Genomic DNA, 17,960 nt, shown 5'->3' with positions numbered 1-17,960 from the left:
TAAGATTTTTGGGAAGGCCCGTTTATACGGCTTCTATCTGCATTATGCGGTCTTCAAACTCATCGTTAGCAATGAACGATCTGTTTTTAATGCGGTTTTTGTAAGAGTAAATGGTATTAACAGAATAACCCAGCAGTTTTGCAATGCGATCGTTATCATGAATGCCCATCCTGATGAGGGCAAAAATACGGTGCTCGGTGCTGAGCAATTGCCCTTCGGTGATCAGGATTTCTTCGCCATCATTAAACAGGGAATTAAACTCCTTTATAAAATCAGGGAAAAGGCGAAGGAAAACTTTATCGAACGTATGGAAAAGCTGCTGTCTTTCATTTTCGAGGTTCAGGTTTTTAACAGCGGCCTGGGCATCCTCGTACCGTTTGCTGCTTAGTTTTTTCTCAAGAGATTTTTGAAAGCTCTCCAGTTTTTCAATATAGATGGAATTAATATTGAAATAATAACCTATATATTCATTCTTGATCTTATTGGCTGTGCTTAAATTCCGGTTCAGTTCTTCAAGAGCCTTATTGTTTTCCTGCAGGGTTGTATTGGCTGCCTTAATAATATCATCGGCAATGCGTAGCTTTTTCAATTGCCTGAATATGATAACGGCAAATACAACCACAAAAATTACCAGCAGGGTAATAATGGATGAATAAATGAATAACGACTTCCGTTGCTGTTCAACTATGCTGATCCGTTGCGACTCGATAATAGGCAATATACTGCTGATGGTAACCTGCCGGTGCCGGGCGCCATAAAAAATAGCTTCGTCCATTGCCTGGTTAATATAAGTATAGGCGTTTTTAAGGTCTCCTTTTTTATATAGATAGTCGGCCAGCTTATACATGGCGACAGTTTCTTTAGTGGCCGATTGGATATCGGCAATTGCTGCTTTTATCAGTAACGCTATTGATTCATCCTGCTTGCCCTGTACTTCATAAATATAACTCAGGCTGCAGGCGTTAATTGCGTATTGATGTGGCGTTAAGTTGGGAAGGTTAAGTAATATGGTATAATCTTTTATGCCGGATACATAATTGCTTGTTCGCAGGTCCTTCAATCCGCTTAAAGCCAAAAAATTATAGGAGCCTGGCTTGCTTAGGCTTAAGGCCGAATCAATGCATTGAATGCCTTTGGGGTTATAAATAGCTGAATAGTCAGAATTTCGGTCAAAGTCTGAAAGATCAAAATAGCTACGGCCTTTCAAAAAATAATATTCTATTTTATTGCTGTCAGTAAATAGTTTAACATCTATCTGGTTTAAGGTTTCCAGGGTTTCCTTAAACATGCCCGAGGAGATGAGCGTAAAGCCCAGGTCCATTTTAGCTAAGGCCTGCTTAACCGGATCGTTTAACTGTTTGGCTGTTACCTGCAGTTTTTTAGCATAGTTATAAGCCGAATCGTAGCTGAAGGTTTTGTACTCATCAAAAAGCTTTTGATAAAGGATATACTTTAAGGGAAGATCGCGGGTGTTGGATACCTTGTGACTTAAATTTTCAATGCGATGCTGCTTTTGTTTAACAAAATGCTCTTTATCAGCTAATGCAGCATTTAATTTATTCAAAAGACTATCTGTCGATGCCTGCGCATTGCCCGATGACCAGATCCCAAATAAAAAGAAAACAAACAGGTTTAACCTTAGCCTCATTTCAGCGCTGTACAATAACTTTTAAAGGTATAAAACATATTAATATTAAAGTAACGGGATTTATTGGAGTGGAATATTTTTATTGTTTGAGACATTTTTCGAACGTACGGGGATTTACAACCGGTAAAAAGCATCAATGTATTTAGTTAATACACAACGCAATGACGCTGAATTATAGCAGGGGACAGGGGGAAAACAATGCTCATAAAGCCTTGGCACCGGCTAAATAATAAATAATAAGTAAATGGATATTTTATAATATATTATAAAATATTTGATAATATATGAAAATATAAAGTAGAATATCTTAAATATCAGTTGTTTATTAAAAAAGAAGCCGGAAAATACCTCGCGTATTTTCCGGCCACAATTAACTTATTAACTGCCCTATTATTATCAATGTAGTTATCTCGATAACTCAGGTAGTAGTGATTTTGAAACGGCAAAGAACCAAGAATGTTTTATAAATTTATTGTAAATAATTCGTTACAATTAATTGTATATTTGTAAAAGAGAAGTTACAGAAATATATTTTAGTTAAACGAAAACTTGCCGTACGTTTATTACCTTAATTGCGTGATCAAAAAACGTAAATATTATTAACTATTAAACTTATATTTTATTCATGAAAAAAATTCTACTCTTGAATTTGTGCTTGTTCCTTCTAGCTACAACACAGCTATTTGCGCAAAATCACACCGTAACCGGGAAGGTTACGGCTAAGGAAGATGGCTTACCACTCCCCGGGGTATCGGTAAGCATAAAAGGAACAACCAACGGTACACAAACCGATGTTAACGGTAAATACTCATTAACCGTACCTGATGGCGCTCAGCTTTCATTTAGTTTTTTAGGCTATTCTGTACAAACTTTAGCAGTAAACGGAAATACGCTTAACGTGGTGTTGGTAGCCAGCAGCCAGCAACTTGGCGAAGTTGTGGTAACGGGTGCATTGGGTTTAACGAGGACGCGAAACCAGCAAAGTTATGCGGCACAACAAGTGTCGGGCGATGAAGTTAGCAAACAGCGTTCGAGTAACTTTATTAACGGATTATCGGGCAAAGTGGCAGGCTTGGATATTAAGCAGAATAATACGCTGGGTGGCTCAACAAACGTTGTAATTCGTGGTGTTAAATCCATTTACGGAAACAACCAGGCATTGTTTGTAATTGATGGTGTACCGGTTGATAACACAAATACCAACAGTAGCCATGGCGCAGGTTTAGGCGGTGTTATGGCAGCCCAAAGCTCAGGCGGCGGCGGTTATGATTATGGTACGCCGGCTGCCGATATTAACCCGGATGATATTGAAAGCATTACAGTATTAAAAGGTGCCGGTGCAACTGCTTTATATGGTTCACGCGGTAGCAATGGTGTTATTTTGGTAACTACTAAAAAGGCTAAAAAAGGCCTGGGTATAGATATCAATTCAACCGTAACTCATAACTCGGCCGATAAATCTACCTTACCTAAATATCAGACACAATATGGCGAAGGCTATGGTACAGGCTTTATTTCGGCGCCCGGTCTTTTTAACGACCCTAACGCACAGGTTGCCCCCACCGGTGACGATGCCTCGAACGGTTCGGCCTTTGATCCAAATTTAAAAATTTATCAATGGGACGCTTTTGTTCCTGGCTTAGCTAATTATGGTAAAGCTACCCCTTGGGTTGCTGCTAAAAACAATCCTAATTCGTTTTTCATTAATTCTTTTTCAACTGATAACAGTGTTATGATAACTAACGGAGGTGATAACGGATCATTTAAGTTAGGTTACACCAGGAACGATGACCGTGACGATGTGCCGGGCACCTACTACATAAAAAACAAAGTAGATTTCGGGGCCACATATAATATTAACTCAAAATTATCAGTTGGCGCCAGCGTAAATTACACTAACCAAAATAGTAAATCAGGCGAAGGTACAGGTTATGATGGCACCAACTCTGATAACAGGAACGTAATGACCGGTTTCAGGCAATGGTGGGGCTTAAACAACGACATCAAGGAGTTAAAGCAAGCTTATGACCTTCACCCTAACTTAAATACTACCTGGAACATGGCCGACCCTGCAAGCGGAAAAACCGGCCCTGCTTACTGGAATAACCCTTATTTTGTGGTTTTACACAATTATAATACGGCTAGCCGCAATCGTTACCTTGGTAACGTTAATGCTACCTATAAAGCAACACCGTGGTTAAGCTTCACCGGAAGGGTGTCATTGGATTCTTACGCTGATTTTGACGAAGAACGTTATGACAAAGGCAGTATTGGTGTACCCTATTACTCAAGGTATAACAAAGATTTTCATGAAACCAACTTTGACCTGTATGCCAACGTTGATAAAAATTTCGGTTCAGATTTTAGCTTAAAAGGCTTGCTTGGTACCAATATCAGGAAAGATTACTTAAGCAGCATTGAGGCCGAAACCAACAACGGCCTGGTTATTCCCGGTATTTATGCTTTATCAAACACCGTAAGTTCTCCGCTTCCGGCTATTGAAGCGCTTCAAAAATCGGAAGTTGACGGGGTGTTTGCAGATGCAACGCTTACCTGGAAAAAATTATTTAGCGTGGAAGGTACCATCCGCAGGGATGTTTCTTCAACGCTTCCTGAAGGACATAATGCCTATTGGTATCCATCGGTATCCGGCGGTTTTATTTTCTCGGAATTACTTAAGAACCTTGATTGGCTTTCATACGGTAAATTACGGGCCAATTATGCGGAGGTAGGTTCAGATGCGCCTGCTTACAGAGTTTTGGATACTTATATTATTAGCCCGCCTTTTAACGGCAACCCGGTAGCGACTGAAAATTTGTTAAAAAACAACATTAATTTAAAACCGGAGCGTACACGTTCTGCAGAAGCCGGTTTGGAATTAGACTTCTTTAAAAGCAGGTTGCATTTTGATGGCAGCTATTATGTTACAAAAACGGTTGATCAGCTGATTCCTGTAAACGTTTCTACAGCAACCGGTTATACCAGCTACTTTCAAAATGCGGGTACGGTACAAAACAAAGGTATTGAACTTAGCCTGAGCGGTACACCTGTTGCCACCCCCAATTTTAACTGGAAAATTACCGTTAACTGGTCGGCAAACCGGAACAAAGTACTTACGCTGTATAAAGATGGCAGCGGCAATGAAGCAAAAGATTTGCTGATAGCCAGCTTCCAAAACGGCGAATCTCTCAACGCACCACTTAACCAGCCATATGGCATTTTAAGAGGTACAGATTATACTTACAATAGTAAAGGCCAAAAAATTGTTAACGCAAATGGCGAATATGTTATAAATGAATCATCAAACAATAATATCGGTAATACCAATGCAAAATGGATAGGCGGTATTAATAACGAATTCAGGTTATTTAAGAATTTTACCGTTCAATTCCTGATCGATTTCCGTCACGGTGGTGATATATTCTCAAATGACCTCGCTTACGGTTTGGATGACGGCTTATACCAGTTAACTACCTATACCAATGATTTGGGTAACTCGGTTCGTGCCCCGCTTACTAATGATTCAAAAAGCGGCGGCTTTATTCGCCCGGGAGTAACAGCTACGGGAGCACCAAACACGGTAAGGGTTGATGGTAGCGCATACGGAGAATGGGGTAACGGCGCAGGGTTATTACCGCTTAAAGCATTTGTATATGACGGAAGCTTTATTAAATTAAGAGAAGCACTTATAGGTTATGATCTTCCTTCAAGCGTGCTCAGTAAACTAGGGCCTGTAAAAGGTGTTACTTTCCAGCTTATCGGCCGTAATTTGTGGATCATCCATAAAAATATCCCGTACTCAGATCCTGAAGATGGTTTAAGCTCAGGTAATATACAGGGAATACAGGAAGGATCGTATCCAACAGTACGCACCATTGCGTTTAATTTAAAACTAAAGTTTTAAGTAAAAGAATTTAAAATTAAAGACATGAAAAAGAGAATATTAATTTTTGCTGCAGCGGCGTTATTAACGGCCTGCACAAAAGATATAACAAAGCTAAATATTGACCCAAAGCATCCTGTTACCGTGCCTTCATATGCGTTGTTTACGCAAGCTCAAAACCAGATGGCTATTAATATGACTTCAGTAAGTGAAAACGACAATATATTCCGTTTGATTGAACAGCAATGGACTGAAGTACAATACTTAACAGAATCGCAGTATAATATCCCCGGCCGTTCTATCGCCGATAATGTTTGGGATGAATTTTATACCGGGCCGTTAGCGAATTTCGAAAAAGCCAAAAGCGCAATGAAAATAGACGTAACTGATGCCGGAAAATTAAAAAACGAACTGGCTATTACAGATATCGGTGAAGTTTATTGTTTTTATTATTTAGTAACTACTTTTGGGAATATACCCTATTCAGAAGCATTTAGTATAAACACAACATTGTTTCCTAAGTATGATGATGCTTCAACAATCTATACAGATCTGTTAAAACGCCTGGATGCTGATATTGCTAACCTTGATCCGTCAGCCAGCAGTTTTGGTTCGGCAGATATGATTTATGGGGGAAGCGCTGCTTCGTGGAAAAAGTTTGCCAACACTTTTAAACTTAAAATGGGGATCTTACTGGCCGATTCAGACCCTGTGACTGCCAAAGCCACTATTACATCAGCCATTTCAGGAGGCATATTTACATCAAACAGCGACAATGCTTTATATAAATTTTCAAGTTCGCCGCCATATACTAACGCGGCATGGGTAGGCCTGGTACAAGGCGGCAGGTTTGATTATGTGGCGACAGATACTTATATGACCTTGCTGGGTTCACAAAACGCGACCGATGCAACTATATGGGATAAAAGAACACCTTATTATTTTGCTCAAAACAAACTGGGTAACTATGTAGGCGCGCCGAATGCCGTGGGAACTATCCTGTTCTCCAATTATTCGCTGCCTTCCGGCTCGGAGCTAACCAAGGGAAATTCAACCGGTCAGGCGGCTTCAATCGGCAACCTGGCGAATGCAGACACTCCAGGTGATTTGTTAGACTACTCAGAAACACAATTCTATTTGGCGGAAGCTGTTGCAAGAGGATTTATAACCGGAGATGCGGCAGCCTATTATAAAAATGGTATCACCGCATCATTTGTTTACTGGACTGGATCAGATGCAGGCGCCAATGATATCTATACAGCTAACCCAATTGGCAGCGGCCAGGCAGCTCAGCTGCAGGCTATAGCAGCGCAGCAATATCTTGCCCTTTACAACAGGGGATATGACGCTTGGACAGTAAACAGGAGATTGGATTATCCTGTTTTAATCCCACCACCGAGTGCTATCAGCGATTTTCCTGTTCGTTTTACTTATCCTAATAAAGAACAACAGATAAATTCAAGTAATTACCAGGCTGCTTCTACAGCAATTGGTGGTGATGTTGTTACTACCAAATTATGGTTTGATAAGAAATAATTAATAAAAGAATATGAATAAAAGGAGCCCTGGCAGTGAAAACGGCTGGGGCTTCTTTTATTTATGGATTAATATTATAATCGAAATCCTTACATTTTGCCACGCTGCTGCAATGACAAGTTGTTGGTACAGGTGATTAAACTCAAAAAAGCCTGTTCACCCAAAGAGAACAGGCTTCTTAAAAATCATAAATAAAATATTACTTCATTCCGCCGCCATTGCGTGGGTCGGTTTTAGATTTAAGCACATATTCATGCGGGGGCTCAACACCTAAAAGGTTCTTTACAAAATAATCCCAGCGGCGGCGCATCATATACGGCGAATAAGGGCCATAGCCATGCGGGCTGTTAGGGAATACTACCAGGTCATAATCTTTATTGGCTTTTTCCAATGCCTCTATAACCAGCAAGGTATTGTATGGCGGAACATTATCGTCAAGCAAACCATGTGCAAGCATCAGTTTACCTTTGAGGTTTTTAGCCAGGTTTTGATTGGCCTGTGCTGCATAATTTGAATTGGCCGCCAAACCATTGTAGCGTTCGCCCCAATCATCCTCGTAGTTCAAATTTTCATGATTGCCTGATTCAGAGATGCCTACTTTAAAGAAATCAGGGTAGCGGAACATAGCGCCTGCAGTTGCGAAGCCACCGCCTGAATGGCCCCAGATACCTACGCGGGTTGTATCTAAATAACCGTATTTGGCAGCAAGCTGGCGGATGCCGGTTACCTGGTCGGGCAGGGTGTTTTCGCCCATGTTGCCGTAGCTCATATCGTGAAAGCTTTTTGAACGCAAGGGATTGCTGGTGCCTTCAATTTCAACTACAATAAAACCTAATTCGGCAAGTGCCTGGCCATCGCCCCTTGAAGCGGCAAACGACCAACTGCCAACGCTGCCACCTTGTGGTCCCGGATAGATATAATCAATTACCGGGTATTTTTTATTAGGATCAAGTTTGGTAGGTGTGATCATTAAGCCATAGATGTCTGTTTTGCCATCATGTGCCTTTACAGAGAATGTGGTAACTGGTTTCCAGCCGGTAGCTTCCAGTCTTGAAATATCAGTTTTCTCTAAATTGGTGATCAGTTTTCCGCTCATATCGCGTAAAACAGTAACAGCCGGAACATCAGGTTTTGAATAGCTGTCAATAAAATAAGCGCCTGAAGGTGATAAGGTAACCTGGTGATTGCCTGCTTCGGGTGTAAGTGTAGCAAAGTGTTTGCCATCAAAGCCTACTTTGCACAGCTGACTAAAATAAGGGTTCTCTGCCTGGCGGCCATCAGCAATAAAATACAGCATCCGGTTCTTTTCGTCAACTTTAAGCAAACGCGTTACTACAAAATCACCTTTGGTTATCTGGTTTTTAACCTTGCCTGTGTTTGCATCATATAAATAAAGGTGCCCCCAGTTGTCGCGTTCAGAGTACCAGATAATTTCGTTGGTTTTATCCAGGTATCTCCAGTTAATTGCGCCCTGGCCCGATTCAAATTGGGTAGGTACTGTTTCTTCAAAAACTTCGCGCACGTCACCGGTCGCAGCATCGGCAATACGTACCTTTTCGTTTTTATGATCGCGGGAGGTTGATACAAAAGCAACCTTTGAATTATCAGAGCTAAAGTACACATCATCCAAAGTTCCGCTGCTTGAGATATCATCACTAAGTGTAGCCCTGTGCGGATCGGGAGCAACTTTAGTAACTACTACTTTTACATTGTCAGCATCAATAATAACCCGTTGGATCATGGGTACATCTTTATCGCCGGGTAGCGGATATTTCCATGTTTTAAGATTTGGTTTGCCCACGTTGGTGGTAACCAGGTACATATCGCTCACATTGCGCTGGTCCTGTTTAAAAGTGGCGATCTTTTTTGAATCAGACGACCAGATCAGGATAGCGTTATCGCTATGTTTCCAGCCTGCGTTATCTGTAGCATAGCCATAATCTTTTACGCCATCGGTAGTAAGCTGGGTTTCTTTTTTGGTATCCGCATCGCGGATCCATAAGTTCCAGTCTTTTATAAAGGCTTCTTTTTTTCCGTCGGGCGAAGTATTATAAATACTGCCTCTGCCTCCGCGTCTTCCGCCACGGCCTGCGTTTGTGCTTGCCGCTGCAGAATTGCTTTCGGCAACTTTATAGGTGCCCAGGTCGGCGCTCCATTGCTTGCCGTCAGCCTCAAAAATTATTGATTTGCCATCAGCTGAAAAAGTGAAACTTGTAAATGGCAGGATTGCAGCGGTATATTGCTTACCTGTTGCAGTAGAAAGCGCTGCCGCCAGCTTTTGCTGATCAAAGGCTGCAACACGGCTGTGTTTTGCAGGATCGACCAAAATAAATTCGCTGCCCTGCGCTGTTAAGTTACGGTACCAAAAACGATCAGCTGCAAGCCATTCAGGGCGTACATTGTTATTGTCAATAAACGGTTCAGTGCCATAGCTTAGACGACTTTCGGCGCGTTCATAATCTTTGGCTGTTAAGGGAGGGCCCTGCTGGGCATGTACAGATAATACCAACGCGCAAGGTATTACCGTGAGTAAAAATTTATTCATTGCTATAAGTCAGTTACGTTAGAAGAAACCAAGCTACACCAAATTAACAGATTTCACAAATTTGAATGCTTGTGTAATATCATTGTGGCAAAATAATAAAGTGAGAAGGGGGAATAATTTCGGAATTCGGATTAACTCCATTGAGGGCGTTGCCGTTTTCGATTTCGGATTTGCAGGATGTTATCACAGAATCTGCGGGACAAAAATCTCACCCCACGTCATGCTGAATTCATTTCAGCACCCCACTCGCTAAGTAATCGATACGCATCTCCATGAGCAAGGCGCAAACTTTTTGTGTGGCGACCTTTATAATGGGGTGCCGAAATAAATTCGGCATGACGTGGGGTGATTCTACAATTCATCCAACCCATCCCTAAATCCAACAAATCCCGGTTCAGAAATTACTTAACCAAATAAATATAACTCCCCGCCACAACCTTCAGGCCGTTCCCAGCACTTACAACCTGTCCATTTGCAGACACCTTTTTACCAGTCGGGAAAAACACCGTGGCCGTTGAATTAGCCGGAATAGTTACCGAATATTCAACAACACCACTCTCTCTTTTCCATGAAGATTTGATCTTACCATAAGGGCCGGTGTGTTCTGACTCAAAGTGATCGAGCTTCTCAATAAAATTGGGGGTTAACAATACATTTTTAAATCCGGGCGATTGCGGATCAACCTTAATGCCGCCGATGCCTTTATAATACCATGCGCCAATTTCGCCAAACATAATGTGATTTAATGATAGCGCATCATCAGCCTGGATGTTCCAATTTTCATAAAGGGTGGTAGCACCATTCACTATCCACCAGCCCCACGAAGGGAAAGTTTCCTGCGATGCGATAGAATAAGCTACATCGGCATAACCATTATCGCTTAATGCGCTTAGGATGGCTTTGGCGCCTAAAATGCCGGCATCAAGGTGGTTATTATCCTGTTTTACCCGTTCGGCAAGCCTTGTGGCTACTTTGTGCTTTAAGCTATCCGGAACTATGCCCCAATATAATGGCACACTAAGTTCGGTTTGGTAACCTTTATCATAAATACCTGTTGTAGTGTTTAAATATTTGGCATTGATAGCGGTCCTGATCTTTAAAGCCAGTGCTTCATATTTTTGCTGATCATCGGCTTTGCCAAATAATTTTGCCGCTTTTGCCAATATGTTTACATCAGTAAAATAATAAGCGGACGAAGTAAACTCCACGGGTGACACTGACTTAACAGGCACCCAATCGCCAAGGCCCCAGGTGGTAAGGCCGGTAGGATATAGATCGTTTATGTGGTTCACATAGCGTTTAATCGCTTCATAATTATCGCCAAGGGTTTTACTATCGCCATAAAACATGTATAGGTTCCATGGAATAATGGCAACGGTGCTGGTCCAGTCGGGGCCGTTACCCCACTCATAACCCCAGCCGTTTGAAGGGATTATAGATGGCAGCACGCCGTTTGGCTGCTGCTCATCGCGGTGATCTGCCATCCATTTTTCGTAGATGGTGATGCCGTCGAAATTATACAGGCCGGTTTCGCTGGCAATATGGGCATCGCCTGTCCAGCCGTTCTTTTCACGCTGCGGGCAATCAGTAGGGTAGCCAAAAAAGTTTGACAGGTAAGAATTATTGGTTGCCTGCCAGATCTTATTAAGGGTATTGTTAGATGAGTTTATTGTGCCAACCGGCTCAACATCGCTATGCATAAAATAGCCGGTTAAGCTTTCTTTTTTTAGGTCGATTGGTTTATCGCTGCTTACCTCTACATATTGAAAGCCTTTGTAATTAAATCTTGGCATAAAGGTTTCTTCGCCTTTGCCGCTTAAAATAAATATATCGGTTTGAAAAGGGTCTTTATCATCAGTAGGGCGATAGTGAATATCAATGTTTGATTGATCGGCATAACCATTTTTGCCCAGTTTTTCGGAATGTTTCAGCCGGATGATGGTGCCGGCTTCGCCTTTTACGGTGATACTGCTTACACCCGAGATATTTCGGCCAAGATCAAACAGGTAGGTTTTGCCATCTAGTTTTTTAATGCTTTGCGCCGGGATCTTTTCAACCGCGCGGATAGGCTGCATAGTTTGGGCAACTATATTGAGTGAAGGGGCCTGGCGGTTAATAACGCTTTTCCAGGCTGTATCAATAAATTTAGCAGTGCTCCATCCGGGTTGCTCTAAACGGGCATCATAATGTTCGGCAGTATAAATGCTGTTAAAAATGATTGGACTAAGCGCTGTTTTCCATTTTTTATTTGATGAAATGGTTTCTGTAGTGCCATCCTCATAAGTTACCCGTAGATCCAGGCAAAAAGCTGGGCGGTTGCGCCAGGGCGATTTGTCAAAAAACCAAACTGCCGTGCTCTGGTGATTGTACCAGCCATTGCCTAACAATACACCAATTGCATTTTTACCATTTTGTAGTTGAGAGGTAACATCATAGGTGACATATAGGGTTCGCCTGTCGAATCGGGTGTACATTGGATCAAGCCGGTGGTTGCCAATTTTTTCACCGTTGATATAAAGTTCATATAAACCTGCAACGGCAATGTAGGCTCTGGCTGACCTTATTTTTTTTGTAAGATCAAAAGCATGGCGGAAGTATGGCGCAGGTTTGGCATTCATATCATTATTGTCGCTGATCCAGGTGCCTTTCCAGTTACTTTTATCCATTAAACCGGTTTCAAAGCTGGCTATGGCTGATGTATTAATTTTACTGTTTTGATCCCAAACCGAAACCCGCCAGTAGTACTTCGTATAAGGCTGTAAGCCTTTCCTATTATAGTTTACCCTGTTATTATCAGACACAATTTTCACCGTTTGCCATATGTTAGCAGTGCCTTTACTAAGCTCAACGGAATCTGTACTTACTGCTAATTGGTAAGCAATTTGTTTGGCACCCTGCCTTGCATCATCCATTATCCACATTAAACGGGGGTGAGGAGAATCCATGCCTATTGGATTGATAAGATATTCGCATTTTAAACCAGTGACCTTTGCTGACGCGTTAGCATGTGCAGAACTTAAGATTAAAATTATACAAACCAGGATTTTGTTGAAAGACGAGTTTTTTGGTAATGTAGCGGTCATCAATAGCTGTTGATAAAAATGTTTTTAAATCAGTAAGGTTGAATAACTGGATTGTCAAAATTATGGAATTAAAATAAACGACCGTCCTGTACCGTCTGTAAGTTGAATTTGAGAAAATGGACTAATGTTGAAACTTAAATCTGATCAGTAAAAAGCTCGTCGATACTTAACGTGAATCCGGGGAGGATAGAAGTAGTTAGTTCATCATCAATTGTAAATGGCCTTGCAGCTTGAAAACGCCCCCCTATAAGAATGTATTGCAAAAGATTTTTTTCTGTGGGATTAATAATCCAATATTCAAGCACTCCGGCCTCTTCATAAACTTCAAACTTATTTCGGAGTTCCTTTTTGTTATTTCCAGGCGATAATATTTCCACTACAATGTCCGGCGAGCCAATACAACCCTTTACATCTACCTTTTTGGGGTCGCATATTACACAAATATCAGGCTGCACAACTGTGGTAACATCCTGATCGTTAGCAGAGCGTCTTATTAATCGCACATCAAACGGCGCGGAAAAAACTCTGCACTGCTTCCCTTTTAAATAATAATACAATTCACTGGAGAGCGCTGCCGAAATTATTTGATGCACCGAGCCGGGTGCCGGGCTCATCTTAAAAATTTTACCCTTAATTAATTCCAGGCGCTCATCAAACGTCCATTTAAGATAGTCGGCGTAAGTATAAGTTTTATTTATATCCAGGTCTGAAAGCTGCATGAGTTTTCCTCGTTTATCACAAATTTACTAAAATAAAAGTAATCGGCACATAACACGTTCTGCAAATTGCCAACACGCCTTTTAACATAACATTATTGTTACTACCTTAGTAGCTGTGGATAATTTTATTGTTTCGGCACGCAAATATCGCCCGGTTACTTTTGAAAGCGTTGTTGGTCAGCAACATATAACCAACACGTTAAAAAACGCCATTAAAAATAATCAGTTGGCGCAGGCGTTTTTGTTCTGCGGTCCGCGTGGCGTGGGCAAAACTACCTGTGCGCGCATCCTTGCTAAAACCATAAACTGCGAAAATTTGCAGCCAAACGGCGAGGCTTGCGGTGTTTGTAACTCCTGCCTGTCGTTCCAAAACGGTAATTCTTTTAACGTTCACGAGCTTGATGCGGCATCCAATAACTCGGTTGATGATATCCGTAGTTTGATTGAACAGGTTCGCATTCCGCCACAGGCCGTAAGGTATAAGATATACATTATTGATGAGGTTCACATGCTGTCGCAGGCAGCTTTTAATGCGTTTTTAAAAACGCTGGAAGAGCCACCTCACTACGCCATTTTTATATTGGCTACTACAGAGAAGCATAAGATCTTACCAACCATCCTTTCGCGCTGCCAGATCTTTGATTTTAACCGCATCCGTGTAGAGGATATGGCTGCCCACCTGGCATCTATCGCACAAAAAGAAAACATCAGCTATGAGCCTGATGGCTTGCACATCATTGCCCAAAAAGCTGATGGCGGTTTGCGTGATGCTTTATCAATGTTCGACCAGATAGTTAGTTTTTCGGGTGGTAATGTTACCTATCGATCAGTAATTGATAACCTTAACATACTTGATTACGATTATTATTTTAATATAACCGACCGCCTGCTGAACGAGGATAATGCCAAAACATTATTGCTGTTTGATGAGATCCTTTCACGCGGATTTGATGGAGCGCATTTTATTTCGGGACTGTCTGAACATTTCCGGAACCTGCTGGTAAGTAAAGACCAGGCCACCCTAAAGCTGCTGGAAGTAAGCGATGGGATAAAGAATAAGTATTTGCAGCAATCGCAGGCATCATCGGTGTCGTTCCTGCTTTCGGCAATGAACATTGCCAACCAGTGCGATCTGAGCTATAAGCTAAGCAAGAACCAGCGGTTGCAGGTTGAGCTGGCTTTGCTAAAGATGTGCAACCTGCTCTCCGTCTTTAATTTGGCGGTTACGCCGCTAAATGCAATGCCCGCAGCAGAGGGGCAATTAAAAAAAAAACCTGATTCCGCAGTAATAACACCCGAAACAGAGCAAAAAACAGCGGCGGGAATACCAGCAGCAAACAATGTTCAACCAAGCCATGTTGTTGTTGAACAGCCTGTTATGCAGACTCAGGTAAAAGAAACTGTTAAAGAAGAAGCTGTTGCGGAAAAGCCCAAAATATTTATCCCTAATTTACAATCGGCCACAGGCTCGGTGAAAATACCATCATTAAAAGATGTTGGTAAAACCAAGGAAGCCATGCTGGAGGAGGAAGATCCTTATATTAAAGGTGACGCCAAAAACGATTATACACCTGACCAACTTTTAAAGTGCTGGAGCGATTATGCAGCCAGGATGAAAGCTGATGGGAAGAAGAATTTGCTCACCATTTTTATATCCAACCCTCCAAAACCACTTGGCTCCAATATATACGAAGTTTTGGTAGAGAACAAGGTGCAGGAAAACCTTTTCAGGGATGAACGGCCCAGTTTGCTAAACTACCTGCGCACCACGTTAAAGAACTTTGATATTGAAATTAATGTGCGGGTTGATGAAGTAGCCGTTGTAAAACGACCCTACACGGCATCAGAAAAATTTCAGCATATGGCAGCCAAAAACCCTGCACTTGCGGAGCTGAAAGCTAAGTTTAACCTCGATTTTGATTAAAACCCCCATTTTTTTTATATCGGGTTATTTGTACATTGCGATTGACTGATACGTAATATTTATTAAAATATGGATTTTTTAAAAGCAGTATGGGGTGAAATTACCGGCTTTTTTGGCTTTGGTAATTTGATTGATATTATAAAAACCGGTAATTACACAGAGCTGTTAACCTATCATGGTATAACTTCGGTTTTAGGCCCGCTTATCCCGTTTTTATTGGTTATTGAAATTATTAGGGCTGCTTTTTATAAGCGGTTTAAAGTGATAGATTATAAAATATCGTTCTTTACCTATGTGTTAAATGCATTTGTTGGCAGGCTGATCTCTTTTGCTATGGTTGGCCTTTGTATAGGCCTGTTTGCCAAATATGCCATTTTGCAACTTACCTTTACTTGGTATTGGTTTATTTACGGATATATTGTTTGGGAATTTTCGCATTTTATTTATCACTTTCTGGCGCATAAAGTACGGATCTTATGGTGCCTGCACTCCACCCATCATGCGCCTGCGAGCATGAATTTATCAGTAACTTATGCCCATTTCTTTTTAGAAGGCCCGTATGCAGATGTGATACGTACTACTATATGTATTTTACTGGGTGTTAATCCCGCCATGCTGTTTGTAATTATGTTTGTTGACGGCACCTGGGGCGCTTTTATCCATATCGGCGAAAATTTAGTGCAGGATGCGCGGTTCGGGTTTTTAAATAAGATCATTCTTACACCATCACATCACCGGGTGCATCACGCTAAAAACCCAAGGTACATGGATACTAATTTTTGTAACCTGCTAAACATTTGGGACAAAGTATTTGGTACCTATGAACCCGAGGATCGCAATATGCCAATTGAATACGGTATTTCCAGGCCGATGAAACCGCATAGCTTTTTAGATGCCTATTTTGGGGAGATAGTGGCTCTTGGAAAAGATGTTGCAAAAGCCCCCGGTATTAAGAACAAGGTATTATACATTTTTATGCCACCCGGCTGGAGCCACACAGGCGATCATAAAATGTCGAGTGTGGTAAGGAAGAAATATTTTGAGGAGTTGGAGAAGAGGCAGGGGATAGAAGAGAATAAATCGGAAGAATTGGTTCGAGGGTAAGCAATTTAAAAAGCGATGGCCTTGTGCGATTCCCTACCCAAGGAGGGAATCGCACGAGGCCCCTGTTTTTCGCTCCTAACCCATTTACACAATTTGGTTCAACACCAAAACCCCTATCAATCCAATAAACGAGACCATTGTTTCCATAACCGTCCATGAGCGGATGGTGTCTTTTATAGAAAGATTAAAATACTCTTTAAACAACCAGAAACCGCCATCATTCAGGTGAGAAAAAGCAAGGCTGCCAGCGCCTATTGCCAGCACCATCAGGTTTGGGTTTATTGATGGATCATGTAATACTAAGGTTGAAATTATCCCCGCTGCTGTTAAGCCTGCAACTGTTGCAGAGCCTAAACTTACCCGGATAATAGCTGCAATTAACCAGCCTAAAACAAGCGGTTGTAAATGAAAGCTTTGCAATAAACTTGCTATGTTATTGTTTGCGCCGCTATCGGTAAGTACCGCCTTGAAAGCACCTGATCCGGCTACAATAAGCAGGATCATAGAAACATCTTTTACGGCATGGGTATATATTCCACCCAAAAACTTCATGTCTTTCCCTTGTTTTATGCCTAAAGTAAAGGTGGCAACAATAAGGGATATCAGCATAACAATAGGTGTTTCACCTATAAATGCTATCAGCTTATGAATAGATGTTGTACTGTGATCGGTATTTAAGTACAGCGTAGTACTCATTATCAGTATCACCGGTAATAAGGCGGTAAAAAAACTTATAAAGGCACTTGGCAACTGGTTAGATGGTATTTCATCGGCCATAAAGGTTTTTAACGGGTTTGATTGGATCTTTTTTAGGGTTCGTGCAAATACCGGTCCGGCTAAAATAATGGCCGGGATAGCCAGGATAAGCCCGTATTTTAACGTTTTACCCATATCAGCATGGAATGTTATAACCAGGGCAGAAGGCGAGGGGTGAGGAGGCAAAAAGCCATGGGTTACTGATAAGGCAGCCAGCATAGGCAAGCCTATAAATACAGGGTGCAGCTTATACTTATATACTACAGAAAAAATAAGCGGCACCATTAATACGAAGCCGGTTTCATAAAACAAGGGGATGCCGATAATAAATCCTGCCAATACCAGCGCCCATTGGATATATTTTATCCCGAAGGCATTAACCAAAACTTCGGCAATTTTTTGGGCGGCACCACTGGTAGCAACCAGTTTACCTATCATTGCGCCCAAACAAATAATTATTGAGATAGCCCCCAGGGTATCCCCCAATCCATGTTGTACTGATTTGGTAACCTTCTCTAAAGGAATACCCAATAGCAACCCTGCTGTTATTGAAACTAAGAGGAATGCTACAAATGGATTTACTTTGGCCCAGCTTACTAATAAGATGAGCAGGATAATGCAAAAGAGGATAATTAATAGCGTCATTGTTTGTTAATGATGGGTTTAATAGGTGTTTTTAAATAATGGGAAAAGATCCCTTACCTGTTGAGGTCTAAAATAATAACATTATTCGGGTTTGAAATTTTTGGAGATAAAAATCTT

At 41.5% G+C, this 17,960-nt stretch carries 9 protein-coding genes; 4 read left to right on the top strand and 5 right to left on the bottom strand.

Annotated features, from left to right (window positions below; all coding sequences use genetic code 11):
• Positions 1-22 precede the first annotated feature (22 nt).
• Positions 23-1,648 carry a DUF6377 domain-containing protein gene (locus tag BUE31_RS07630; RefSeq protein WP_073401982.1) on the bottom strand — a complete coding sequence of 542 codons (1,626 nt, stop codon included), beginning with the start codon at positions 1,646-1,648 and terminating at the stop codon, positions 23-25.
• 625 nt (positions 1,649-2,273) lie between these two features.
• On the opposite strand from BUE31_RS07630, the gene BUE31_RS07625 reads away from it, so the two are divergent.
• Together BUE31_RS07625 and BUE31_RS07620 are read left to right on the top strand one after the other, a co-directional pair.
• A complete protein-coding gene (locus tag BUE31_RS07625; protein WP_073401979.1) occupies positions 2,274-5,552 on the top strand; it encodes a SusC/RagA family TonB-linked outer membrane protein in 3,279 nt (1,092 codons plus the stop codon).
• A gap of 24 nt (positions 5,553-5,576) precedes the next feature.
• A complete protein-coding gene (locus BUE31_RS07620; protein WP_073401976.1) occupies positions 5,577-7,067 on the top strand; it encodes a SusD/RagB family nutrient-binding outer membrane lipoprotein in 1,491 nt (496 codons plus the stop codon).
• A gap of 199 nt (positions 7,068-7,266) precedes the next feature.
• Here the strand turns inward: BUE31_RS07620 and BUE31_RS07615 are convergent, their stop codons facing one another.
• The 3 genes from BUE31_RS07615 to BUE31_RS07605 all read right to left on the bottom strand — a co-directional run bounded on the left by BUE31_RS07615 (position 7,267) and on the right by BUE31_RS07605 (position 13,414).
• Complete coding sequence (locus BUE31_RS07615) at positions 7,267-9,612, bottom strand: S9 family peptidase (RefSeq protein WP_073401973.1); 2,346 nt, start codon at positions 9,610-9,612, stop codon at positions 7,267-7,269.
• Positions 9,613-10,013: 401 nt separating this feature from the next.
• Positions 10,014-12,557 (bottom strand): alpha-L-rhamnosidase, encoded by a 2,544-nt coding sequence (locus tag BUE31_RS07610; RefSeq protein WP_234997772.1) that lies wholly within the window; start codon positions 12,555-12,557, stop codon positions 10,014-10,016.
• A gap of 272 nt (positions 12,558-12,829) precedes the next feature.
• Entirely contained in the window at positions 12,830-13,414 is a 585-nt protein-coding gene (locus BUE31_RS07605; protein ID WP_073401968.1) for a Uma2 family endonuclease, read from the bottom strand.
• A gap of 115 nt (positions 13,415-13,529) precedes the next feature.
• Here BUE31_RS07605 and BUE31_RS07600 point away from each other — a divergent pair, with 115 nt between their 5' ends.
• Positions 13,530-15,338 carry a DNA polymerase III subunit gamma/tau gene (locus BUE31_RS07600; RefSeq protein ID WP_073401966.1) on the top strand — a complete coding sequence of 603 codons (1,809 nt, stop codon included), beginning with the start codon at positions 13,530-13,532 and terminating at the stop codon, positions 15,336-15,338.
• 69 nt (positions 15,339-15,407) lie between these two features.
• A complete protein-coding gene (locus BUE31_RS07595; RefSeq protein ID WP_073401963.1) occupies positions 15,408-16,442 on the top strand; it encodes a sterol desaturase family protein in 1,035 nt (344 codons plus the stop codon).
• Positions 16,443-16,526: 84 nt separating this feature from the next.
• On the opposite strand, the gene BUE31_RS07590 is transcribed toward BUE31_RS07595, so the two are convergent.
• On the bottom strand, positions 16,527-17,843 hold the full coding sequence (locus tag BUE31_RS07590; protein ID WP_073401960.1) for a gluconate:H+ symporter: 1,317 nt from the start codon (positions 17,841-17,843) through the stop codon (positions 16,527-16,529).
• Positions 17,844-17,960: the final 117 nt, after the last annotated feature.

The sequence above is a fragment of the Mucilaginibacter sp. OK098 genome (assembly GCF_900142915.1).
Taxonomy (GTDB): domain Bacteria; phylum Bacteroidota; class Bacteroidia; order Sphingobacteriales; family Sphingobacteriaceae; genus Mucilaginibacter.
Note: the sequence above shows the minus strand (reverse complement) of the source record. Positions and strands in the feature narration are given on the sequence as shown.